This is a genomic window from Citrobacter sp. Ce104, assembly GCF_030334595.1.
GTDB classification, from domain to species: Bacteria; Pseudomonadota; Gammaproteobacteria; order Enterobacterales; family Enterobacteriaceae; genus Citrobacter; species Citrobacter europaeus.
The window spans coordinates 185,347-207,318 of sequence record NZ_JAOWDP010000069.1 but is presented as its reverse complement, the minus strand read 5'-3'; the positions used below and the strand labels follow the sequence as shown (position 1 = coordinate 207,318).

General features: G+C 52.1%; 23 protein-coding genes, 2 tRNA genes and 1 pseudogene. 15 read left to right on the top strand and 11 right to left on the bottom strand.

Annotation, left to right across the window (positions count from 1 at the left end):
- Positions 1 to 194 precede the first annotated feature (194 nt).
- From fecI to fecE, 7 genes are all read left to right on the top strand, one after another.
- Positions 195 to 716 carry a ferric citrate uptake sigma factor FecI gene (fecI, locus tag OGW16_RS23775; RefSeq protein ID WP_043016462.1) on the top strand — a complete coding sequence of 174 codons (522 nt, stop codon included), beginning with the start codon at positions 195 to 197 and terminating at the stop codon, positions 714 to 716.
- Positions 713 to 1,666: a ferric citrate uptake sigma factor regulator FecR gene (gene fecR, locus OGW16_RS23770; RefSeq protein ID WP_286519086.1), complete on the top strand. Its 954-nt coding sequence runs from the start codon at positions 713 to 715 to the stop codon at positions 1,664 to 1,666. The genes fecI and fecR overlap by 4 nt, the downstream gene beginning before the upstream one ends.
- Positions 1,667 to 1,752: 86 nt before the next feature.
- On the top strand, positions 1,753 to 4,077 hold the full coding sequence (fecA, locus tag OGW16_RS23765) for a TonB-dependent Fe(3+) dicitrate receptor FecA (protein WP_286519084.1): 2,325 nt from the start codon (positions 1,753 to 1,755) through the stop codon (positions 4,075 to 4,077).
- A gap of 75 nt (positions 4,078 to 4,152) precedes the next feature.
- Complete coding sequence (locus tag OGW16_RS23760; protein WP_286519082.1) at positions 4,153 to 5,052, top strand: Fe(3+) dicitrate ABC transporter substrate-binding protein FecB; 900 nt, start codon at positions 4,153 to 4,155, stop codon at positions 5,050 to 5,052.
- Entirely contained in the window at positions 5,049 to 6,047 is a 999-nt protein-coding gene (gene fecC, locus OGW16_RS23755) for an iron-dicitrate ABC transporter permease FecC (RefSeq protein ID WP_043016466.1), read from the top strand. Before OGW16_RS23760 ends, fecC begins: the two co-directional genes overlap by 4 nt.
- Positions 6,044 to 7,000 (top strand): Fe(3+) dicitrate ABC transporter permease subunit FecD, encoded by a 957-nt coding sequence (gene fecD / locus OGW16_RS23750; protein ID WP_080625122.1) that lies wholly within the window; start codon positions 6,044 to 6,046, stop codon positions 6,998 to 7,000. Before fecC ends, fecD begins: the two co-directional genes overlap by 4 nt.
- Positions 7,001 to 7,768, top strand: coding sequence for a Fe(3+) dicitrate ABC transporter ATP-binding protein FecE (gene fecE / locus OGW16_RS23745; RefSeq protein ID WP_075146103.1), 768 nt, complete (start codon positions 7,001 to 7,003; stop codon positions 7,766 to 7,768).
- 319 nt (positions 7,769 to 8,087) lie between these two features.
- On the opposite strand, the gene OGW16_RS23740 is transcribed toward fecE, so the two are convergent.
- Together OGW16_RS23740 and OGW16_RS23735 are read right to left on the bottom strand one after the other, a co-directional pair.
- Positions 8,088 to 8,834, bottom strand: coding sequence for an SDR family NAD(P)-dependent oxidoreductase (locus OGW16_RS23740; RefSeq protein WP_043016469.1), 747 nt, complete (start codon positions 8,832 to 8,834; stop codon positions 8,088 to 8,090).
- 71 nt (positions 8,835 to 8,905) lie between these two features.
- Entirely contained in the window at positions 8,906 to 9,595 is a 690-nt protein-coding gene (locus OGW16_RS23735; protein ID WP_181634666.1) for a helix-turn-helix transcriptional regulator, read from the bottom strand.
- A gap of 297 nt (positions 9,596 to 9,892) precedes the next feature.
- Here OGW16_RS23735 and OGW16_RS23730 point away from each other — a divergent pair, with 297 nt between their 5' ends.
- Entirely contained in the window at positions 9,893 to 10,546 is a 654-nt protein-coding gene (locus OGW16_RS23730) for a LysE family translocator (RefSeq protein ID WP_043016471.1), read from the top strand.
- A gap of 33 nt (positions 10,547 to 10,579) precedes the next feature.
- On the opposite strand, the gene OGW16_RS23725 is transcribed toward OGW16_RS23730, so the two are convergent.
- The 3 genes from OGW16_RS23725 to OGW16_RS23715 are packed head-to-tail and all read right to left on the bottom strand — an operon-like array spanning position 10,580 to position 12,330.
- Positions 10,580 to 11,275, bottom strand: coding sequence for an alpha/beta fold hydrolase (locus OGW16_RS23725; RefSeq protein WP_100194437.1), 696 nt, complete (start codon positions 11,273 to 11,275; stop codon positions 10,580 to 10,582).
- Between the two features lie 42 nt (positions 11,276 to 11,317).
- The gene (locus tag OGW16_RS23720; protein ID WP_087050606.1) at positions 11,318 to 11,626 is read right to left on the bottom strand and encodes an AzlD family protein; all 309 of its coding nucleotides are present in this window, start codon (positions 11,624 to 11,626) and stop codon (positions 11,318 to 11,320) included.
- Positions 11,623 to 12,330, bottom strand: coding sequence for an AzlC family ABC transporter permease (locus OGW16_RS23715; protein WP_087050607.1), 708 nt, complete (start codon positions 12,328 to 12,330; stop codon positions 11,623 to 11,625). The genes OGW16_RS23720 and OGW16_RS23715 overlap by 4 nt, the downstream gene beginning before the upstream one ends.
- 124 nt (positions 12,331 to 12,454) lie before the next feature.
- On the opposite strand from OGW16_RS23715, the gene OGW16_RS23710 reads away from it, so the two are divergent.
- A complete protein-coding gene (locus OGW16_RS23710) occupies positions 12,455 to 13,327 on the top strand; it encodes a LysR family transcriptional regulator (protein WP_073519981.1) in 873 nt (290 codons plus the stop codon).
- Positions 13,328 to 13,435: 108 nt separating this feature from the next.
- Here the strand turns inward: OGW16_RS23710 and OGW16_RS23705 are convergent, their stop codons facing one another.
- From OGW16_RS23705 to OGW16_RS23695, 3 genes are read right to left on the bottom strand one after another with little or no spacing between them, the layout of a single operon-like run.
- Positions 13,436 to 14,191 (bottom strand): ABC transporter ATP-binding protein, encoded by a 756-nt coding sequence (locus OGW16_RS23705; protein ID WP_043016475.1) that lies wholly within the window; start codon positions 14,189 to 14,191, stop codon positions 13,436 to 13,438.
- 2 nt (positions 14,192 to 14,193) lie between these two features.
- A complete protein-coding gene (locus tag OGW16_RS23700; protein WP_043016476.1) occupies positions 14,194 to 15,219 on the bottom strand; it encodes a FecCD family ABC transporter permease in 1,026 nt (341 codons plus the stop codon).
- The gene (locus OGW16_RS23695) at positions 15,219 to 16,235 is read right to left on the bottom strand and encodes an ABC transporter substrate-binding protein (RefSeq protein WP_043016477.1); all 1,017 of its coding nucleotides are present in this window, start codon (positions 16,233 to 16,235) and stop codon (positions 15,219 to 15,221) included. The genes OGW16_RS23700 and OGW16_RS23695 overlap by 1 nt, the downstream gene beginning before the upstream one ends.
- Positions 16,236 to 16,510: 275 nt before the next feature.
- Between OGW16_RS23695 and OGW16_RS23690 the strand changes: the two genes are divergently transcribed.
- The 6 genes and pseudogenes from OGW16_RS23690 (at position 16,511) to OGW16_RS23665 (ending at position 19,050) form a co-directional block, all read left to right on the top strand.
- On the top strand, positions 16,511 to 16,843 hold the full coding sequence (locus OGW16_RS23690) for an EmrE family multidrug efflux SMR transporter (protein WP_063941528.1): 333 nt from the start codon (positions 16,511 to 16,513) through the stop codon (positions 16,841 to 16,843).
- 33 nt (positions 16,844 to 16,876) lie between these two features.
- Positions 16,877 to 17,135 (top strand): annotated as a pseudogene (locus OGW16_RS23685) (hypothetical protein).
- Positions 17,136 to 17,303: 168 nt separating this feature from the next.
- Entirely contained in the window at positions 17,304 to 17,786 is a 483-nt protein-coding gene (locus OGW16_RS23680; RefSeq protein WP_043016478.1) for a glutathione peroxidase, read from the top strand.
- A gap of 199 nt (positions 17,787 to 17,985) precedes the next feature.
- Positions 17,986 to 18,062, top strand: a tRNA-Val gene (locus OGW16_RS23675).
- Between the two features lie 4 nt (positions 18,063 to 18,066).
- A tRNA-Val gene (locus OGW16_RS23670) sits at positions 18,067 to 18,143 on the top strand.
- A gap of 184 nt (positions 18,144 to 18,327) precedes the next feature.
- A complete protein-coding gene (locus tag OGW16_RS23665) occupies positions 18,328 to 19,050 on the top strand; it encodes a substrate-binding domain-containing protein (RefSeq protein WP_043016521.1) in 723 nt (240 codons plus the stop codon).
- On the opposite strand, the gene OGW16_RS23660 is transcribed toward OGW16_RS23665, so the two are convergent.
- From OGW16_RS23660 to OGW16_RS23650, 3 genes are read right to left on the bottom strand one after another with little or no spacing between them, the layout of a single operon-like run.
- Entirely contained in the window at positions 19,037 to 19,789 is a 753-nt protein-coding gene (locus OGW16_RS23660; protein WP_043016522.1) for an ABC transporter ATP-binding protein, read from the bottom strand. The two genes, OGW16_RS23665 and OGW16_RS23660, sit on opposite strands and share 14 nt — an antisense overlap.
- Positions 19,786 to 20,790 carry a FecCD family ABC transporter permease gene (locus OGW16_RS23655; RefSeq protein ID WP_043016523.1) on the bottom strand — a complete coding sequence of 335 codons (1,005 nt, stop codon included), beginning with the start codon at positions 20,788 to 20,790 and terminating at the stop codon, positions 19,786 to 19,788. The genes OGW16_RS23660 and OGW16_RS23655 overlap by 4 nt, the downstream gene beginning before the upstream one ends.
- Positions 20,777 to 21,832: an ABC transporter substrate-binding protein gene (locus OGW16_RS23650; RefSeq protein WP_043016524.1), complete on the bottom strand. Its 1,056-nt coding sequence runs from the start codon at positions 21,830 to 21,832 to the stop codon at positions 20,777 to 20,779. The genes OGW16_RS23655 and OGW16_RS23650 overlap by 14 nt, the downstream gene beginning before the upstream one ends.
- Positions 21,833 to 21,972 lie beyond the last annotated feature (140 nt).

Sequence of the window (21,972 nt, the reverse complement as noted above, 5' to 3'; positions counted from 1 at the left end):
TGATCCTGCTTTCTGGTCGTCAGGTCAGGACGAAATAGCAGTCTCCGCTCATACTAATGAGTCTCTGAAACTATTTTTCATAAAAAACAACATATTAAAACCCTCAACGACATACAATTTATATTTCTAATTGTAATGATAACCATTCTCATATTAATATGACCGCGTGATAATTAACTTTTGATGCATTCCGCATGTCTGACCACGCCACTACCACTGCTTCATTTACGCTCGAGTCGCTTTATGGCGCACATCACGGCTGGCTGAAAAGCTGGCTGACGCGCAAACTCCAGTCCGCCTTTGATGCAGATGACATTGCCCAGGACACTTTTCTACGGGTAATGGGCAGCGACACGCTCTCGACAATCCGCGATCCTCGCTCCTTCCTGTGCACTATCGCCAAACGAGTGATGGTTGACCTGTTCCGCCGACACGCGCTGGAGAAAGCCTATCTGGAGATGCTGGCGCTTATGCCTGAGGGGCTGGCGCCTTCGCCCGAGGTACGGGAAAGCCAGCTCGAAGCCCTGCAACTCATCGACTGCATGCTTGACGGACTAAATGGCAAAACACGCGAAGCGTTTCTGCTTTCGCAACTGGATGGTCTGACATACAGCGAGATCGCGCTGAAGCTGGGTATCTCCGTCAGCTCGGTGAAAAAGTATATGGCAAAGGCTATCGAACATTGTTTGCTGTTTCGTCTGGAGCACGGCCTGTGAACGCTTCTATTACCGATTCTCGCCGCCAGGCATTGCGATCTGCATCACACTGGTATGCCGTATTGAGCGGCGAGCGCGTCAGCCCACAGCAGGAAGCGCGCTGGCAACAATGGTATGAAGAGGACAAGGATCATCAGTGGGCATGGCAACAGGTTGAAAACCTGCGCAGCCAGCTCAGCCACGTACCGAGCGATGTCGCCAGCCGGGCATTGCACGATACGCGCCTTACCCGTCGTCACGTCATGAAAGGGTTACTGTTGCTGCTGGGCGTGGGCGGCGGCTGGCAGCTCTGGCAATCTGAAGCCGGTGAAGGGCTGCGCGCCGACTACCGCACAGCCAAAGGCGCGGTCAGCCATCAGCGGCTGGACGATGGCTCGCTGCTGACGCTCAACACGCAAAGCGCCGCAGATGTTCGTTTTGATACGCGACAGCGCGCTGTTCACCTCTGGTACGGTGAAATTGCCATTACCACGGCAAAAGACGCCCAGCGGCGGCCTTTCCAGGTGATGACCCGCCAGGGTCAGCTCACCGCCTTAGGCACGAAATTTACCGTCTTCCAGCAGGACAACGCCACGCGCGTCACCGTTCAACAGCACGCTGTTGAAGTCATACTGGCAAACCGTCCGCAGGAAAAACGCATCGTCAACGCTGGTGAGAGTCTGCTGTTTAGCGCGTCTGAGTTTGGTGCGATAGCTTCAGCGGATGATGACAACGCCGCCTGGACCCAGGGCGTTCTGAGCTTCAGCGATAAACCGCTGGGTGAAGTGATTGCCGCGCTCGGCCGTTATCGCAACGGCGTGCTGCGTTGCGATCCGGCTGTGGCCGGACTGCGCCTGAGTGGAACTTTCCCGTTGAAAAATACTGATGCGATCCTGGATGTGATTGCCCAGACCCTTCCAGTGAAAATTCAGTCAGTTACACGATACTGGATAAATATTTCCGCATTGTAAGAAAAATAATTCTCATTTCGATTGTCCTTTTTCCCCTTCTCGTTCGACTCATAGCTGAACACAACAAAAATGATGATGGAGAAGGTATGACGCCTTTACGCGTTTTTCGCAAAACAACACCTTTGGTTAACGCCATTCGCCTGAGCCTGCTGCCGCTGGCCGGGTTATCGTTATCCGCCTTCGCAGCACAGGTTGATATCGCTCCGGGTTCGCTCGATAAAACCCTTAACCAGTATGCCGCGCTCAGCGGAATTACCCTGTCGGTTGACGCCAGCCTGACGCGCGGTAAACAGAGTGACGGTCTTCACGGTGACTACGACGTCCAAACTGGTCTGCAACACCTGCTGAGCGGTAGCGGCCTGCAGGTGAAATCGCTGGGCAATAACAACTGGACGCTCGAGCTTGCGCCAACCCCGCAAGAAGATGCTCTGACCGTAGTGGGCGACTGGCTGGGAGATGCGCGCGAAAACGACGTATTCGAACATGCTGGCGCGCGTGACGTTATCCGCCGTGAGGATTTCGCCAAAACCGGTGCAACAACTATGCGCGAGGTGCTGAACCGCATTCCTGGCGTCACCGCCCCGGAAAACAACGGTACAGGCAGCCACGATCTGGCAATGAACTTTGGTATTCGCGGTCTGAACCCGCGCCTCGCCAGTCGATCAACCGTACTGATGGACGGTATTCCCGTGCCGTTTGCCCCTTACGGCCAGCCACAGCTTTCACTGGCACCCGTCTCGCTCGGAAATATGGACGCCATCGACGTGGTACGCGGCGGTGGAGCAGTGCGTTACGGGCCGCAGAGCGTGGGCGGCGTGGTGAACTTTGTCACCCGCGCTATTCCGCAAGACTTCGGTATCGAAGCCGGCGTGGAAGGCCAGCTCAGCCCAACGTCCTCACAGAATAATCCAAAAGAGACACACAACCTGATGATGGGCGGTACGGCAGATAACGGTTTTGGTACCGCCCTGCTATACTCCGGCACTCGCGGCAGCGACTGGCGCGAACACAGCGCGACGCGCATCGACGACCTGATGCTGAAAAGCAAATATGCGCCAAACGAAGTGCATACCTTCAACAGTCTGTTGCAATACTACGACGGTGAAGCCGACATGCCCGGTGGCCTGTCTCGCGCGGATTACAACGCCGATCGCTGGCAATCCACGCGCCCTTACGATCGCTTCTGGGGACGCCGCAAGCTGGCAAGCCTCGGCTATCAGTTCCAGCCAGACAGCCAGCATAAATTCAATATTCAGGGCTTCTACACCGAAACCCTACGCAGCGGCTACCTGGAACAGGGCAAACGCCTCACCCTTTCACCGCGTAACTACTGGGTACGTGGCATTGAACCTCGCTACAGTCAGAGCTTTATGATGGGCTCTTCCGCGCACGAAGTGGGCGTAGGTTACCGCTATGTGAGCGAGTCGACCCATGAAATGCGTTACTACACCGCCACCAGCAGCGGACAACTGCCGTCCAACGCCAGCCCTTACGATCGCGACACCCGTTCCGGCACCGAAGCGCACGCCTGGTATCTGGATGACAAAATCGACGTCGGCAACTGGACTATCACGCCGGGTATGCGCTTTGAACATATCGAGTCATATCAGAACAACGCCATCAAAGGCACACATGAGGAAGTGAGCTATAACGCCCCACTTCCGGCGCTAAACGTGCTCTATCACCTGACTGACAGCTGGAATCTTTATGCAAACACCGAAGGCTCGTTCGGCACCGTACAGTACAGCCAAATTGGCAAGGCTGTGCAAAGCGGCAATGTGGAACCGGAAAAAGCGCGAACCTGGGAGCTTGGAACCCGATATGACGATGGAGCGCTGACAGCGGAAATGGGGCTGTTCCTGATTAACTTTAATAATCAGTACGATTCTAACCAGACCAACGACACCGTTACCGCACGCGGTAAAACGCGCCATAGCGGGCTGGAAACCCAGGCCCGCTATGACCTCGGCACGCTGACGCCAACGCTCGACGACGTGTCGATCTACGCAAGCTATGCGTATGTGAATGCCGAGATTCGTGAGAAAGGCGATACCTACGGCAATCAGGTGCCTTTCTCGCCGAAACACAAAGGCACGTTGGGCGTGGACTATAAGCCGGGCAACTGGACCTTCAACCTGAACAGCGATTTCCAGTCCAGCCAGTTTGCGGATAACGCCAATACCGCTAAAGAGAGCGCCGACGGCAGCACCGGCCGCATCCCTGGCTTCATGCTCTGGGGCGCACGCGTAGCCTATGACTTTGGTCCGCAGATGGCAGACCTGAATCTGGCGTTCGGCGTGAAAAATATTTTCGACCAGGCGTATTTCACCCGCTCTTACGACGACAACAACAAAGGCATCTACACAGGCCAACCGCGCACGCTGTATATGCAGGGGTCGTTGAAGTTCTAAATCCCGTTTGCCCGGCCTGAATGCTGTTTTTTACAGGCCGGGTAAGCGCAGCGCCACAAGACACAGGCAACTCACATGTTCACACCATTACGCACGCTATTCGCCGCTCTGCTACTCACCAGTCACGCCTTTGCCGCCACGATACATGACGAACATGGCACCTTTACGCTTGATAAAACGCCACAGCGGATAGTCGTGCTGGAACTGTCGTTCGCGGACGCACTGGCCGCCGTCGATGTCAGTCCGGTCGGCATTGCCGACGATAACGAGGCCGCGCGCATTCTTCCAGAGGTTCGCACCCGTCTTAACCCCTGGCAATCTGTCGGCACGCGTGCACAGCCAAGTTTAGAAGCTATCAGCGTGCTGAAACCGGATCTGATCATTGCCGACAGCAGCCGCCATGCGGCTATTTACAGCGCATTACAGCAAATCGCACCGGTGCTGCTGCTTAAGTCTCGCAATGAAACCTACGCTGAAAATCTGCAGTCTGCGGCCATCATCGGTGAAGTCGTTGGCAAAAAGGCACAGATGCAGTTACGTCTGGAGCGACACAAACAACAGATGTCGGCATGGGCCAGCCAGTTGCCAAAAGGCACGCTGGTGTTGTTCGGTACCTCTCGGGAGCAGCAGTTCAACCTGCACACGCAGGAGACCTGGACCGGGAGCGTTTTGACCACTCTGGGGCTGACGGTACCTGCGGCGATGTCAGGCGCGTCTATGCCGTCCATCGGACTGGAACAGCTGCTGGCGCTCAATCCTGCATGGCTGCTGGTCGCACACTATCGCGAAGAGAGCATCGTTAAACGCTGGCAGCAAGACCCGCTATGGCAGATGTTAACCGCGGCGCAAAAACAGCAGACGGCGTCGGTCGACAGTAACGCCTGGGCGCGAATGCGCGGCATTTTCGCGGCCGAACGCATTGCCAGCGACACGGTAAAAATCTTTCATCACCAGTCTTTATCCGATGTGAAATGACAGTTTTCAAACATCCAGCGTTGCAGTGGGGACTTCCCCTTGTCGCGCTTATCGCAATCTTCTGGCTGAGTCTGTTTTGCTACTCGGCCATTCCTGTTTCTGGCGTTGACGCCATTCGCGCCCTGCTGCCGGGTCATGTGCCGACGCTTCCACAAGCGCTGGTGCAAAACCTTCGTCTGCCGCGAAGCCTGGTCGCCATTCTGATCGGCGCAAGCCTGGCTCTCGCGGGAACGCTGCTGCAGACGCTGACGCATAATGCAATGGCCTCCCCTTCGCTACTCGGCATTAACAGCGGCGCGGCGTTGGCGATGGCACTCACCAGCGCCATCAGCCCTGTGTCCATAACGGGTTACTCCATCGCCTTTATCGCCGCCTGCGGCGGCGGCGTAAGCTGGCTGCTGGTGATGACCGCAGGCGGTGGATTCCGCCATACCCAGGACAGAAACAAACTGATCCTCGCGGGTATCGCGTTCTCGGCTTTTTGTATGGCCCTGACCCGTATCACTCTGCTGCTGACGGAAGATCACGCCTACGGCATTTTTTACTGGCTTGCGGGAGGCGTATCCCACGCACGCTGGCAGGAATTCTGGCAGCTTTTCCCGGTGGTGGCGGTTGCTGTACCGGTGGTGTTGCTGATGGCTAATCAACTGAACCTGCTTAACGTCAGCGACAGCACCGCCCGCACGCTGGGGGTGAATCTGCCGAAGCTACGTTTAATCATCAACATTCTGGTGCTGCTTCTGGTCGGTACCTGCGTCAGCGTGGCTGGCCCGGTGGCGTTTATCGGCCTGCTGATGCCACATCTGGCTCGCTTCTGGGTGGGATTCGACCAGCGCAAAGTCCTGCCGATGAGCATGCTTATGGGCGCCACGCTGCTGCTACTGGCCGATGTTCTGGCCCGCGCACTGGCCTTCCCTGGCGAATTACCCGCGGGAGCCGTGGTGGCTCTGATTGGGGCGCCCTGCTTTGTCTGGCTGGTCAGGAGGCGTGGATGAAAATTGCGCTAGTTATTTTCATCGCCCTCGCGCTGGCAGGATTTTCAGTGCTGTCGCTGCAAATGGGAGTGATCTCCGTTCCCTGGCGCGCCCTGCTGACCGACTGGCAGACCGGGCGCGAGTATCATTACGTGTTAACGGCGTACCGCCTGCCGCGACTGCTGCTGGCGCTGTTTGTTGGCGCAGCCCTCGCGGTTGCAGGCGTGCTGGTGCAGGGGATCGTGCGTAACCCCCTGGCATCGCCGGATATACTCGGCGTAAACCATGCCGCCAGCCTGGCCTCTGTGGGCGCACTGCTTCTCCTGCCGTCACTCCCGGTGATTGCACTACCGCCGCTGGCCTTTGCCGGTGGTATGGCGGGCCTGATCCTGTTGAAAATGCTGGCAAACTCCAGCCAACCGATAAAGCTGGCGCTCACAGGGGTCGCGCTTTCTGCCTGCTGGGCCAGCCTGACGGATTATCTGATGCTCGCGCGCCCGCAGGATGTGAACAGCGCCCTGCTCTGGCTAACCGGCAGTTTATGGGGCCGTGACTGGAGCTTTGTGAAGATTGCCCTCCCGCTGCTGATGTTGTTTCTGCCGCTGAGCCTGAGTTTTTGCCGCGATCTCGACCTCCTGGCATTGGGCGATGCGCGCGCCACCACGCTCGGTGTGTCGGTACCGCGTACCCAGTTCCGGGCTTTGCTACTGGCTGTTGCTATGACGTCAACCGGCGTGGCCGTCTGCGGCCCGATCAGCTTTATTGGGCTTGTGGTGCCGCATATGGTGCGCAGCATTACCGGCGGACGTCACCGCTGGCTGCTGCCCGTTTCGGCCCTGGCAGGTGCATTGCTGCTGGTGGTTGCCGATATGCTGGCGCGAATTATTCATCCCCCGCTGGAGCTTCCAGCTGGCGTGCTGACCGCCATTATCGGTGCGCCATGGTTTGTCTGGCTGCTTGTGAGAATGCGATAAATGACATTACGAACTGAGAATCTGACGGTCTGTTACGGTACAAATAAGGTGCTTGACGGCGTTTCACTCGTACTGCCAGCGGGGAAGATAACCGCCCTGCTCGGCCCTAACGGTTGCGGGAAATCGACGTTGTTAAACTGTTTTTCACGGCTGTTAATGCCGCAGTCCGGCAGCGTATTTTTCGGCGATCATCCCATTAACGCGTTTTCATCGCGCCAACTCGCTCGCAGGCTGGCGTTGCTGCCACAGCACCATTTAACGCCAGAGGGGATCACCGTCCGGGAGCTGGTTTCGTACGGCCGCAACCCGTGGTTGTCACTCTGGGGGCGGCTTTCCGCTGAAGACAATACGCGGGTCAATGCCGCCATGAGCCAGACCCTAATCCATCATCTGGCCGAACGACGGTTAACCGAACTTTCCGGCGGTCAGCGCCAGCGCGCCTTTCTGGCGATGGTCCTGGCCCAGAATACGCCCGTTGTACTCCTCGATGAGCCAACCACCTATCTCGATATCAATCACCAGGTAGAACTGATGCGGTTGATGGGCGAACTCCGGGCCCAAGGGAAAACGGTGGTCGCAGTGCTGCATGACCTTAATCAGGCCAGCCGGTACTGCGATCATCTGGTGGTGATGGCGAACGGACATGTTATGGCACAAGGCACACCAGAAGAGGTGATGAACCCTGGATTGCTAAGAACCGTATTCAGCGTGGATACGGAGATACACCCCGAGCCGGCATCTGGCAGGCCGATGTGTGTTGTGAAGTAGATGACACTGACCGTAATGGTATCAGGGTCTCAACAAGAAGATGACGAAACGGGGGAATAGGTTAATTAATCGTTCAGCTTAATATTAACGGGCGTCGGTTTGCTTGATACCGACGTCAGTTGTGTGCCAGGAGCGGACGTTGCTAATGGCATGATGTATGAACCAATGGAGAACCGATCATCTATACACATATAGATCCCTAACGAAAATATTGTTTTCACTAGCCCTGTAATGGAAGCGTTAATTTTATATTCTAACGCTTCCATTGAGCCTACCACTTTGGCAAAGCAATTCTTACACTTCAAAATAATGTGCTTTTTTATTCAGCTAAATAACCGCCATCGATTGGATAAACGCCTCCGGTACAGAATGTAGAACTGTCTGACAGCAAGAACAATATGAAGTCTGCTATTTCCTGCATTTTTGCCATCCTTTTCATAGGGTGGCTATTTGCGAAACTACTTACAATATTTTCAGGGAACTCACTCATTCTTGGGGTTTGGACATAGCCCGGAGCGACTGCATTGATTCGAATGCCTTGACATGCAAACTCTAGCGCTGCGGTTTGAGTTAAACCGATTATACCATGTTTAGCCACGGTGTAAGGTGCTAATCCAGGAATGCCCACCAGACCATTTACTGCAGATAAATTAACTATAGATCCACCAAACTTCATCATCTGGGGTATTTCATATTTTAGGCAGTGAAAAACGCCGCTCAATGAGGTAGCAATAACCTTATCCCAGTTTTCAACTGTCTGCTCTGTTATATTTTTACCATGTTCACCTGTTAAGCCTGCATTATTTACAGCATAATCAAGTCTGCCGAAATGTTTGATAACCTCATCTATCATTTGCCGGACTTGTTCGGGCTGTGACACATCACATCCGATCCCCATGGCTTGTTGTCCCTGTGAAGATAATTGTTCCGCTTTTTGTTTAGCCTGTTCTGACGAGCGGGATACAATAACAACTTTTGCACCATGCTTATGTAATTGCTCTGCGACGGCCTCACCTATACCTGTAGTGCTTCCTGTTATAACGGCAATTTTATTCTGGAAATTCATAACCACCCCCTATGAAGTAGAATTGAGTCTTTCATCCGGGATAGTATACAAACCATCTGTGACAGTTTTTGTCAGTACTCTTTCCCCTCGCAGATCCCTTCTTTTATTCTCCATTTTTTCAATAAAACTGTCCTGCTTTCACTGTATATGGAGTCAAGTTGCACAATATCTTCAATTTTGTCAGTTCTAAAATGACGAAAATCATTTCTCATCTCGCACCATGCAACCAAAAGCCAGCACGACTCCATGTATACCAATCCGATGGGCCATATGACTCGTGAAGTGTAAGAATCTTTTTTATCACAATAATTTATTTTGATTTTCTTTCTTTTTTTTATAGCATTGCGAATGTCTTCAAAAAAAATCTCATTATTTTCTGAAGGACCGATCAGATAGGATTGACTCTCAATAAGATTTTTCAATTCACTGGGAATGACGGCATGTATTTTCGCAAGCGCATTCTTTGCGGTAATTTTGAAATTATAATCTGTATTATGCGATACCCAATTTAACCCAAGTGTAATAGCATTTATTTCTTCATGAGAAAGATTTAAGGGAGGCAAATGAAAGTCAGATTTAACGATATAACCAATTCCAGCTCCACCTTCAATGCATACTCCTTGATGCTGCAGCGTTTTTATATCTCTGTAAAGGGAGCGTACACTTATTCCCAATCTTTCTGAGAGTGTGGATGCTGTGATCGGATATCTTTGTGCCCTTAATATTTGTAGTAACTCGAGAAGCCTTTCTGTTCTAGTCATGTTGATAAATCCATTTTGAGGCGATTTTTTAAAGCATCTGTTAGATAAACATATTAGTACAAAGCAAGTGTACATGGCTAAGTTGAACTGCTACCGATGATTAATACAGCGCTATGTTCGTAATGCGTACATAAGCGGTGATCATGAGTGTAAACATCCGCTTTTCGCTTACAGCGGATCTTTAACCCAGTTAGCATGTCAGCGCTGTGCCAGGAGCTGACATTGCAGTACATTCCGCTTTCGACTCAAATCGGACTGAGGTAACGTAGCGGAAATATTATTCCGGACTCTACCAAGATGCCTTCCATCGAAACGTTTATGACTTTCCTTCTCGCGCTGACGCTTCTGGAGATTTCTCCGGGGCCAGACATGATGCTGACTATCGCCCGAGGAGTCGGCCAGGGAAGACGTATTGCACTGCTTACGGTACTGGGCAATGTATTTATAGCTGGTTTTGTGCAAGTTTCTTTTCTTGTCCTGGGGCTGGTAACCGTTGTTCATGCCTGGCCAGTAGCGCTAGATTTACTAAGGTGGGTTGGTGCGGCTTATCTTATTTGGTTGGGCATAAAAATGATTGCAACTTCAGGCACAGATACGCGTCTGCGAAAAACGGCAAAAATTTCTGACTGGAATGCCGTTAAGGAAGGCGCCCTAAACAGCCTGACTAACCCAAAATCCCTGCTCTTCATGTTTGCTTTTCTTCCTCAGTTTGTCGATCCCGCAGCGGGTCCTGTCTGGCTGCAATTGCTTGTTCTGGGCAGTATCCAAAAGCTGGCTGGAATTGTTTCCCTGGGATCAGTCGCGATGGCATCAGGAGCATTTGGAAACTGGTTAGGTAAACACCCAGGCGTTATCAAATGGCAGGAACGATTTACAGGCGTTGTCATGATTGGCCTGGGTATCCGCATGTTGTTTAGCGGGTCCGGCATAGTATCGAAATCAGCCCGCTAAGTGCCAATAGCAGACCTTACCCACTGCAGTAATTTACCCGACTGAGATCCATTCAGTAATGGTTCTCGCCAACGCCTCAGGTTGTTCGAGCGGGATCATATGACCGCAATCCTTGATGGTTCTCAACGATGCACCAGGTATGGCATCGACCAGTTCCTCCGCCTCCTGCATGGAACGGATGGCGTCATCTTCACTGGCAATAACCAGAGTGGGACAACCTATCGTTGCTGAAGGAATACCTTGTCGGGTTAAGGTCGATTGCGTAATGAAGGCTTCAAATCCGAGACAACGTCCCATTTGCTGGATAGTAGAAATCATATCCCGATCTGATGCGTTTAGGGGGTGCAGTGACCGGGCAATAGCATTGCTGCTCAGCCCCTTAAACGTTGCGGGTGACAATGACTGCACGCTTTGCCGCTTTGATTCCGCCTCTAATGGCGTATCCTCCCGTAACGAACTGGCAATCAGTACCAGGGACTCCACACGATCCGAAAAATCTGCAGCAAACTGCCGGGCAATGTACCCTCCCAGTGAAAAACCTATCAACGTAAATTTGTCAGGCAGACAGGTACTCATATGCTGCGCGATATCATGGAGGGTTAGTCCTCCGGTTACGGAAGCATGATGAACAATACAGTTTGCCGGCAGGTATGTTTCAAATTCATGCCAGAGCATTTCATTCAGCATATACCCGGGAATTAAAACGATCGTTCGTGGCATTAGGCTCATAGCACTCGCTTAAATGTATCGAAGGATTAGCTCAGGAACGGTTTAAAAATATCTGACCAAGGCTGAAACGACAATCCCAAGGGTGATAGCTATTAAAGGTCTTTTATAAACCAGCATCACGACGGCCGTGGTCAATAATGCCATCTGAGCGCCTTTGTCGCCTGTGAGGGCAACGGGGGCTAAAATCGCCACGAGAACGGAGCCTGACATCCCCTGAATAAAGGCTTTTATTCGGTGATTAAAAGGCACAAAGGACATAATCCAGACACCACCCCATCGGGTAACGAGTGTGACCAACGCCATAATAAAAATAATAATAAGAGGTCCTGTGCCTACCGTCTCAATACTCATTTTTTCTCTCTCATGATAATTCCAGTAATACCTCCGGCGAGGGCTCCAGCGATCACATGACTATTTTCTGGTAACCATTTATACGCTATCAGCGAGGCACTGGCCGCTGCGGCCCAGATAATCAACATCCTCAGGTTTCTTTCCCCTTCGAACACCATAGAAAGGAGAAAACACCCCATGACCATATCAAGACCAACGCTTTTGGGATCCTGGATAACGCTCCCAAAATACAGTCCTGCCAGGGTCCCTGCTCCCCAAAAAAGCCATAACGCAAGACCGCCACCAAAGAGTAATCCCAACCCCGCGCTTCCCCTGCTGAATGCCTGTATGGACATGGCCCAGTTAGCATCGGAAACGACCATCATGATCCCGTAGCGTTTAGCGGGTGTTAACGCGCGCAACCACGGGTATAAAGTGGCCCCCATTAACAGATGCCTGGCATTAATGGCAAAAACGGTGGCGATAAGGGTTAATACAGGAACCTGATCGGTCCAAAGCTCTAAGGTGGCGAATTGAGCATAACCGGCAAAAACCAGCAAACTCATCATTGTCGCCGACGTCGGGTCCACTCCTTTCTGCGATGCGGCCAGGCCAAAGGCGGCACCAAAAATAGCGACAAAGAGTGAAACCGGGATAAGCTGCCGAAAACCATCCCATATCAGCGAATGATTAAGTTGAGACAAATCGGGCTGGTGATGCGTCATCCGGGACCTCATGAATTTCATAACAGTGAAAGCAAACAGGGGGCCACTATGACAGTATTGTGGAATCGATAAAAACGCATAATAATTGATATTAATATTTGATTATCGAATGCAAGGCTCAAAGGTGCATCATCAAGACCTCCAGATGGACTGGCTTAAATGTTTTGTCGCGGTAGTGGATGCGGGATCGCTTTCGGCTGCGGCACCTGAAGTCCATCGCTCACAATCTGCGGTCAGCATGCAACTTAAAAAGCTGGAATCTGCATTAGGGTGTCAGCTTTTACTTCGCGGCCCTCGTCAACATCAACTCACGTCTGAAGGACAAAAACTGCTGGGGTATGCCAGAAGGATGCTCGACCTTCATGCTGAAACACAGGCCGCATTTCACGGTAAGGAGTTAACAGGGCGTATTCGTCTGGGAGTTCCTGATGACTATGCAGCAAAATACCTTACCCCTGCGCTGAAGAGATTTGCCCCTAACTTTGGGTCAGTCGAGATCGAACTGAGCTGCGAGCAATCAACGTCACTCATTCCTCGCGTTGAGAGCGGCGATCTCGATTTGGCCCTGGTCTCCCGGGAGCAACCCAACCAGGGCGCGTTACTGTTTTATGAACCGATGGTGTGGGTGGGTTCTCCACAGTTTGAGGTCTGGCGGCGCGATCCATTACCCATTGCGGTTTATGAAAGTACAAGCCTTGCTAAACGTAGTGCTATCAACGCACTAGCACTGCAGGGGCGGAGATATAAGGTGGTGTATAACAGCTCCAGTCTGTCGGGACAGATTACAGCTGTAGAAAGTGGCCTGGCTGTTGCCGTTCTGACCCAGTGCAGCGTGCCACCTCATCTGCAAATTCTTGGCAGTGAACATCTTTTGGGGCCTCTTGAACCCATGGAAGTCTCATTGTTCAGAAGCCATACTTCCCAGGGTTCTCCTGCAGTGGATAGTTTGTACGATTTGCTCCTCAGGACATTACGGGTCAGAAAAGTTGAAAGTTAAGACGATTTATTAGGTGCCTCAACGTCCGCTCCTCGCTCAAAACTGACATTCCAGTGATTTAATCCAGCGGACGCTGAATATTGATAATGGTTTCTGCGTAGGCCTATTTCAGGCGTACTGGATATTCATCATTCCCCGTTCAGTTCGACAGATGGTCGCATCGACCTGCCAGGTAGACTGAATCAGCTCCGGGGTAAGTACAGCAGCAGGCTCACCGGACGCCACAACCTGACCTTCACGCAGCACGACCAGGTGCTGACAATATTTTGCAGCCAGATTCAGATCGTGTAATGCCATAATCACGGTAATCGGCAGCGCGGAAATAAGGCGCATCAGCTCCAGCTGGAACTGGATATCCAGATGATTAATTGGTTCGTCCAGTAATAGAATATCCGGTTGCTGGGTGAGCGCACGGGCTATCTGACAGCGCTGACGCTCGCCGCCAGACAGACGCTGCCAGGTTCTCTGGGTCAGAGCATCAAGCCTCATCATCGAAAGCGCCTGTTGTACAGCATCTTCATCAGCTTGCCGCCATGGCGTGAATGCATTACGGTGCGGCGTGCGGCCGAGGCGAACAATATCAATAACACTTAGCTCCGCTTCCGCCTCCGCATGCTGTGGAACAAAAGCAAGCGTGCGGGAAAGCTGGCGCTGGCTCAAGTTACTTGTCAGCTTGCCGCCAATTTTCACCCCCTCACACGCGCAGGGCTGAACGCCAGCGATCGCGCGAATCAGCGTGGATTTACCAGAGCCGTTAGGACCAAGTAGCCCCACCGTTTGCGAACGGTGCGCAACAAAACTGATATCAGATAACACCCGACGAGCCTGGAGCGTCACACTTAGCTTATCAACCACGATATGCATAATTATTTATCCCGGTTGCGGTACAGAATCATGGCAAAAACAGGAGCGCCCACAAGCGCCGTTACTACGCCAATCGGCAAAACCTGATGACTAATAAGGGTGCGTGAGATCAGGTCTGCAAGAATCATAAAATGGCATCCGGCAAGAAAAGCAACAGGGATAGTGAGCAAATGACGATGCCCGGCGATCATGCGGGTTATATGTGGGATAACCAGCCCAACAAAGCCTACAGCACCGATGGCGCTGACGATTACCGCCGTAATCAACGCGGTAGTCAGCAGTAAAATAACGCGTACCTGAAGCACTCGCGTTCCAAGCGTCGAGGAGACTTCCATACCAAAGTTAAAGGTGTCCAGCGAGCGGCTATAGCAAACTACGATAAGCAACCCGATGATGACGACAGCGAAGCACAGCAGCGCATCAGCCCAGCGTACGCCACTCAGGCTACCCAGCAGCCAGAACATAACGCCGCGCGATTGTTCAGCATTGGCCGCCGTACTGACAATGTACGATGTTAACGCGTTAAACAACTGCGTACCGGCGATACCCGCCAGAATGATGCGTGCAGAGTTCACGCGCATACCACCCGATAACAATATGATCAGCATAAAAGCGGTACAGGCTCCGATAAACGCCCCGACACCCGTCGTGATGGAGCCGCTGCCAATACCAAGCAACATCACGCTGACGGCGCCGGTTGAGGCACCAGCAGAGATCCCCAGCAAATAAGGATCGGCAAGCGCGTTACGCAACAATGATTGCAGAACCAGCCCGCATAACGCCAGCCCTCCACCGCAGCTGGCCGCCATCAGCGCACGACTCATCCGGTACTGCCAGACAATCCCTGCTTCTACGGCGGATAAATCAAAGTGCGTTAGCCCCAGACCATTGGTTATTGCGCGAAAGGCAGTCGCGAAACTTACCGGTATATCGCCGGTTGCCGCAGCAAGGATCATCATGACCGGCAGACTGAGTATCCCGCAGGAAATTATCAGGCTGATTTGCCAGTAGAAAACAGATTTGCTCATCATCTGGAGGGAGCGAAAGCGTTCATCTGCTGGCTAATCAGTTCTACTGCTTCTACGTTACGCAATGATGGATTGAGCGACATGGCAGGAACCACCACGATATGCCCTTGTTTGACCGCAGGCATTTCACGCGTGACGGGATCGGTTTCCAGGAACCGTTTTTTAGTCTCTACGTCATCGGCGGGATAAAGCCGTCTTTCCATACTCGCAATAACAATAATATCAGGCTGAGACTTAACGATATGCTCCCAGGTCACCGCAGGCCACTCCTCATCAGAATCGATGATATTGTTCAGACCAAGTGTTTTATTAATCCAGCCTGGCGCGCCTTTACTGCCTGCTATCCATGGATCGCCTTTCAGACGGGGACTTGAAAACCAGTAAACCACTTTAAGCGGCGCTTGCGGTTGCATGTGGATTTGCTGCTGCGCGGCGACAATTCGCTCAGACAGCTTTTGCTTCAGAGCTTCACCACGTGCTGGCACATCAAAAACGCGCGCCAGCGCCGAGATTTCATCAAGAATGATATCGATTGAGTAAGGTTTTGATCGTGCGCCATCGCCGTTGGAGGTCGCTGTGACAGTTTTTGCAGTACAGTCGGCTGGAGAGATCCAGGTCCTGATCCCCAATTGTTCAAATTGTTGACGCGTAGCAACCTCTCCCTGCGGGCCAACGTGCCAATTGTACTGAGCAAGAACCAGCTCAGGACGCTGGGCCGCTACGGCTTCAAATCCAGGCGCATTCTCAGCAAGTCGCTTTAACCCCGCACCTTGCTTTTTCAAATCATCGGGTAATGCACCAAACCAAACAGCAGTGCCTACAATTTTATCTTTTAGTTCCAGCGCCAGCATGAGTTCCGTTTCATGTTGACCAATTGTCACCACACGTGAAGGTGCATGATTAAAGGTTTCTTTAACGCCGCAGTTTTCGATTGTCAGTGGATAGTGGCCGGCAGTTGCGCCAGTCAGGGGAAGCAACAGCAGTACAGACATCAACAGGGGGAAAGTGAGTTTCATAAGTCTACATTCAAGATATGTTATAACATAACAATATACGTATTCTAAAATTCGCTGTCAACGCATGGTACACCTCCTGCATATATCAGGATCTCAGAAAACGCGTACACGTCCGCTTCTTGCTGATAGCACACCTCACGGCGCTTCAGACGATCCGTTACGTGCCACGAAGATGACATTTTTTAAACTAAACTAAAGTAGTTAGCGTTGCGTTCAAACGCATCTCACCCTATGTGATACGATAATTGTTTTAGATTGTTACATGGGATCAGATTTTGAATTCATACATTTTCCTTGCCGGGGCCATCGTAGCGGAAGTCATAGGAACAACCCTGATGAAGTTCTCTGACGGATTTACACGCTTATGGCCATCTGTAGCAACTATTGTGTGCTACTGCACAGCCTTTTATCTTCTCTCCCAGACCCTGTCGACCATTCCAACGGGTATTGCGTACGCAATTTGGTCAGGTGCTGGAATCGTATTAATCAGCCTTTTGGGCTGGTTGGTAAGTGGGCAAAAGCTAGATTTTCCGGCGATCGCAGGCATGCTTCTTATTTGTGCTGGGGTTCTGGTTATTAATATTTTTTCAAAATCCTCCCCACATTGATTCTTTTCTCTTGCTTGAGCAGGAAAAGTGAGTATGAAAATACCAAAACTCCATACGAAACGTTTGCTGTTAAAACCAGTAGAAGCCGAAGATGCCTCGCAGATTCAGGTGCTTTATCCACGCTGGGAGATAGTTCGCTATATAGTCTCCTCATATCCGTTCCAAACGTATTTCAGACAGTAGCGGCATGCGGCTTATCAGGACAGAAAAGAAAGAGTATGTCAGCGGTTTGCTGGATTCTGAACTCTGGGAAATCACGCGCGACGAATGGAACGCTCGTCAGCCTGGTTAATATAAATTATGGAATGTCCATAACTGAACCGCAGAGAATTTCTCTTTTTGCCCTGCACCAATGGCAAGTTTATTAATCCTGCAGTTGCGATCATAATAAATAGATACGCAGCGAAGCCTGTCACTCGCGGGCAACATGAGTAATGCTATCTTATTTGAGGAATCCGGCATGACCCCCTTTCATCAACTAACTGCCACCAGTTTGCATGGCCAGCCCATCTCTATGGCCGACTACGCTGGCAAACTGGTTTTGGTGGTTAATACCGCCAGCCATTGTGGTTTCACGCCACAATATGCAGGCCTTGAAGCGCTCTACAAGAAGTACGCCGCGCAGGGTCTGGTAGTGCTTGGTTTTCCCTGCAACCAGTTCGGTAATCAGGAGCCCGGTGGAGCAGACGAAATCGCGCAAACCTGTCACATCAACTACGGTGTGAGCTTCCCGATGTTTGAGAAAGTGGAAGTCAACGGTGCCGCTACACACCCGGTGTTTCGTTACCTGAAAGACGAATTACCCGGCGTGCTGGGTGGGCGGATCAAGTGGAATTTTACTAAGTTCCTGATTGGGCGTGACGGCAAGCCGCTCAAGCGTTTTGCCCCCTTCACTACCCCAGAAAAAATAGAAGCCACGATCCTTACAGCGCTTAAAGTCTGAGCGCCCCTGTAATGCAAACCGCCCCTGGTATGCTCCAGTTCGCTGTCTGAATAAAAAACACGCTGCAAAATCAACAAAATATAATCAACTTGCTTAATTACTCTGCAATCGCGTGAGATCAGGAAGAAAAATGCTATTTCCCTCTTGCCTCATTCGGTCTGTGCCGCTAATATTCGTCCCCGTTGTCACCTACAACGTTGCGTTCATAGCTCAGTTGGTTAGAGCACCACCTTGACATGGTGGGGGTCGTTGGTTCGAGTCCAATTGAACGCACCATCTTGCGTCCGTAGCTCAGTTGGTTAGAGCACCACCTTGACATGGTGGGGGTCGGTGGTTCGAGTCCACTCGGACGCACCAAATCATCTCTTTGATTTGGTGCTATTTCCCTTCAAAACTCTCTTTTTATCTCTGGTTTGTATCCTTCAGTTTTATCATTTTCCATGATGATTCAATAGCACTGCGCTAAATCATTCTAAGTTCCATGATCAACGCGTATCATTCATCTTCTTCGCATAATGTCTTTCGCCAGAGAACGGATACCATGCCCTCTTCCATCCTCCTGTTCGCCGCAGGCAGTTTACGCCCGGCATTTACTCCACTGATAAGCCAGTTCACACACCAGAGCGGAATAGACGTTAAGGTTGAATATGGTCCGGCCGGTTTATTGCGCGAGCGGATTGAAGCAGGTGAAACCTGTGCGCTCTTTGCCTCGGCCAATCGGGAGCATCCGCAACGTCTGCTGGCTCAGAAGAAAGCGGTTTTCACGCAGACCTTTAGCTGGAATCAACTGAGTCTGGTCAGCAATCGAACCGGCGCCTGGCTGGATTTGCTGCGCGACCCAACGCTGCGACCAGGTACATCAACGCCCGGCTGTGACCCTTCCGGAGACTATACCTGGGCATTTTTCGACAACATGGATGTACTGGAGCCGGGACTCGGACAACAGCTTCGAACGCGCGCCATCCCGCTGGTTGGTGGTCGTGATACGATAAAAATCCCGCAAGGAGAAATAGCAAGCGCCTGGATCCTGCGCCAGGGGTTGGCCGATCTGTTTATCGGTTACGCGCATTACGCACACACGCTGCGCGCGTTGCCCGACGTACATTACGTGGCTATCCCTGATGAGCACAATATTCACTGCGAATACCAACTGGCGGTGCTTGATGCATCCAAAGAAGTGATGGCGCTGGTTGAATTCATACTTTCCCGCGACGGGCAGGCGTTTCTTACCGCCGCAGGATTCTTACCGCTTAACGACGAATAGAAAACAACGGCGCGATAAACGGCGTGTGGTGGTTCTCCACGCTAAGTTTTCGCAGTGGTAAGCCATAGGCCAGGAACAAATTTTCTTCCGTCACAATGCTGTCCGTAGGTCCTGCCCGCCATTTGCCTTCGGGGAGCAGCAGCAAAGTATGGGTGGCTATCTGTAGCGCATGCAGCGGATCGTGGGTTGAAAAGAGAATGCTGCATCCCTGATAATGGGCCAGATCGCTGATGAGTTGAAGCACCACCTGCTGATTAGCAAGATCCAGCGCGGAACATGGTTCATCAAGCAAAAGCGTCTGACACTCAGTCACCAGTGCCCGGGCTATCATCACCAGTTGTTGTTGCCCGCCGGAAAGTGAGCTAAACGAGCTGGAAGCAAGCTGCGCAATATTTAACTGCTCCAGCGCCTGCGTTGCTCTTTTTTGATCCTGCTGGCTCGGTTGCGCAAAAAGCTTCACGTGCTGTGCTCGCCCCATCAACACCACATCACTCACCGTATAAGGAAACGGCAGATGGCTATGCTGTGCCACAATCCCTATCCCACCGTTATTTTCAATACTGCCTCCCAAAGCAGGCAGCGTGCCGGTTAGCGTATCGAGCAGCGTACTTTTACCCAGACCGTTACGTCCCAGCACAGCCCAGATCTCGCCTTTTTGGCAGCAGAACGTAAGCGGGTCAAACAGCGGCGCGCGATACCCATAAGTCAGCTGATTTACACGCAGTGCGGCAGGTTTCATGATTTCTCCCGACGGCTGGAGCGGATGAGTAAAAAAGCAAACAGCGGCGCGCCGAATAATGCGGTGATAATCCCCAACGGTATCTCCGCATGCATCAGGGTGCGTGCAATATCATCCACTACAATCATAAAACCGCCCCCCAGCCAGAAGGCGCACGGCAGTAGACGACGGTGATCAACGCCCACCAGCAAACGCGCCAGATGAGGAATAACCAACCCAACCCAGGCAATACTGCCGCTAACCGCCACCTGAGCGGCGACTAAAAATGCGCAGCACACCAAAACGCTGCGTCGCAAAGGAACAACCGCGACGCCCAGCGCTCTGGCATCTTTGTCATTAAGCGATAACAGGTTTATCCGCCAGCGTAGCTGGTACAAAACCGTCGCGGCAATACCGACCGGAATCGCCAGCAGCAGTACTTTATGCCAGTTGGCCGTCGCAAAGCTGCCAAGCAGCCAGAACACGATATTGGGTAACGTCTCTTCAGTATCAGCCTGATACTGAATCAAGCTCACCAGCGCGGCAAAAAAGCCGCTCAAAATGATACCCGACAGGATCAGCACCAGCGTATTTTCCAGCCCCTGCAGCGCAGCAATGGCATATACCAGGATCAACGCCGTCAGGCCGAAGAAAAACGTTGAACCCATCATCAACCACGGCGACAGACCGAGCAAAATAGCCAGCGTGCCGCCAAAAGCGGCCCCGGACGTCACGCCGATTATATGCGGGTCGACCAGCGGATTATGAAATACTCCTTGCAGCGTCGCGCCGCATAAACCCAGCGCGCCACCCGCCAGCAGCGCCATCAGAATACGCGGTAGCCTGACCGTCCAGATGACCTGACCGGCAATCCCTTCGGCATCGCTAAAGTGCGTCAGGTGATAAAATACCTCGCGCAACGAAAGCGGATACTGCCCGAGGCACAGCGAACTGACGCCCAGCAACAGGACCGCCGCGATCAAAATCGGCTGCTGGGGTAAAAAGCGGTTACTTAGCTGCATCAGACTGCCAGTTCACGCGATAAAAACGCTGATAATAGTCTTGCGCCTGCGCATCAACATCCACGTCTTTAAAAGCATCCGGATACAGTTTCTTGGCCATCCATAGCTCACCGATCGCCAACGCTTCCGGCATCGGATAGCCCCAGGCTTTAGCGTATTCAGGCATCAGCCAGACGCGATGATTTTTCACCGCATCAATCCCCTGCCAGTTAGGATCATTTTGGATCTCAGTCACCACCTGCGGATAGCGATCCTGCACAAAAATCACCTGCGGATTCCACGCCAGTACCTGCTCCAGCGCAACCTGACGGGCACCTTTCACACTGGCAGCCGCCACGTTTAATCCCCCCGCGTGCTGCATCATCAGTCCTGTGTACTTCCCGGAGCCGTAAGTCATCAGGTCGGGGTTAGCCATATAAATACGGACTTTTTGCGCATCCGGGATTTTTGCAACCGGCGCATTAAATTTTGCCCGTGCCGCAAAAACGTAGTCGATTAATGTCTCGGCCTGCGGTTTACGCCCAACCACGTCCGCAATCAGGCGAATCCCTTGCTTTAACCCTTCGTTGTAAACCTGCTCTTCATCGGCCATGGTCGGGTTCATTTTATTCTGTTGCCCTGCGGCGTCCCTACGTAACGAGATAGCCACGACTGGAATACCGGCGTTTTGAATCTGCTGGATCATCTCCGCAGGCGCATAGTTAGCGACAAACACCACCTGTGGATGAATCGCCAGCAGGCTTTCGATATTCACGCTGGTGAGGTCGCCCGGTGTCGGCAATGTGGAAATTGTCGGCATAAAGCGTTCAAACTCAGGCCCGAGCTGTTTTTTCCAGCTCGACATCACGCCAACAATGTCCTGCTGCGCATCGAGCTGAACCAGAATATTTAAGGTCTGGTGTTGCAGCACGACCACTTTGTCGATGTGGTCCGCTATCGTGACCTGACGACCAAGCTGATCGGTGATCGTACGGTCGGCCTGGGCAGAAAATGCAAACAACATGCTGGCGCATACCAGCACAAAAGAACGGAAAGTAAACATGGGATACCATCTGGATAGAGGAGTAAAATCGATATGCATTAAATTATATAACGTGATAGCTGGCAACCCATTATCATCATGCGTCGCATCAAATCCCACATTTAAAAGGGGTAAATATGGCGTGCAATCCCTAGCGCGCC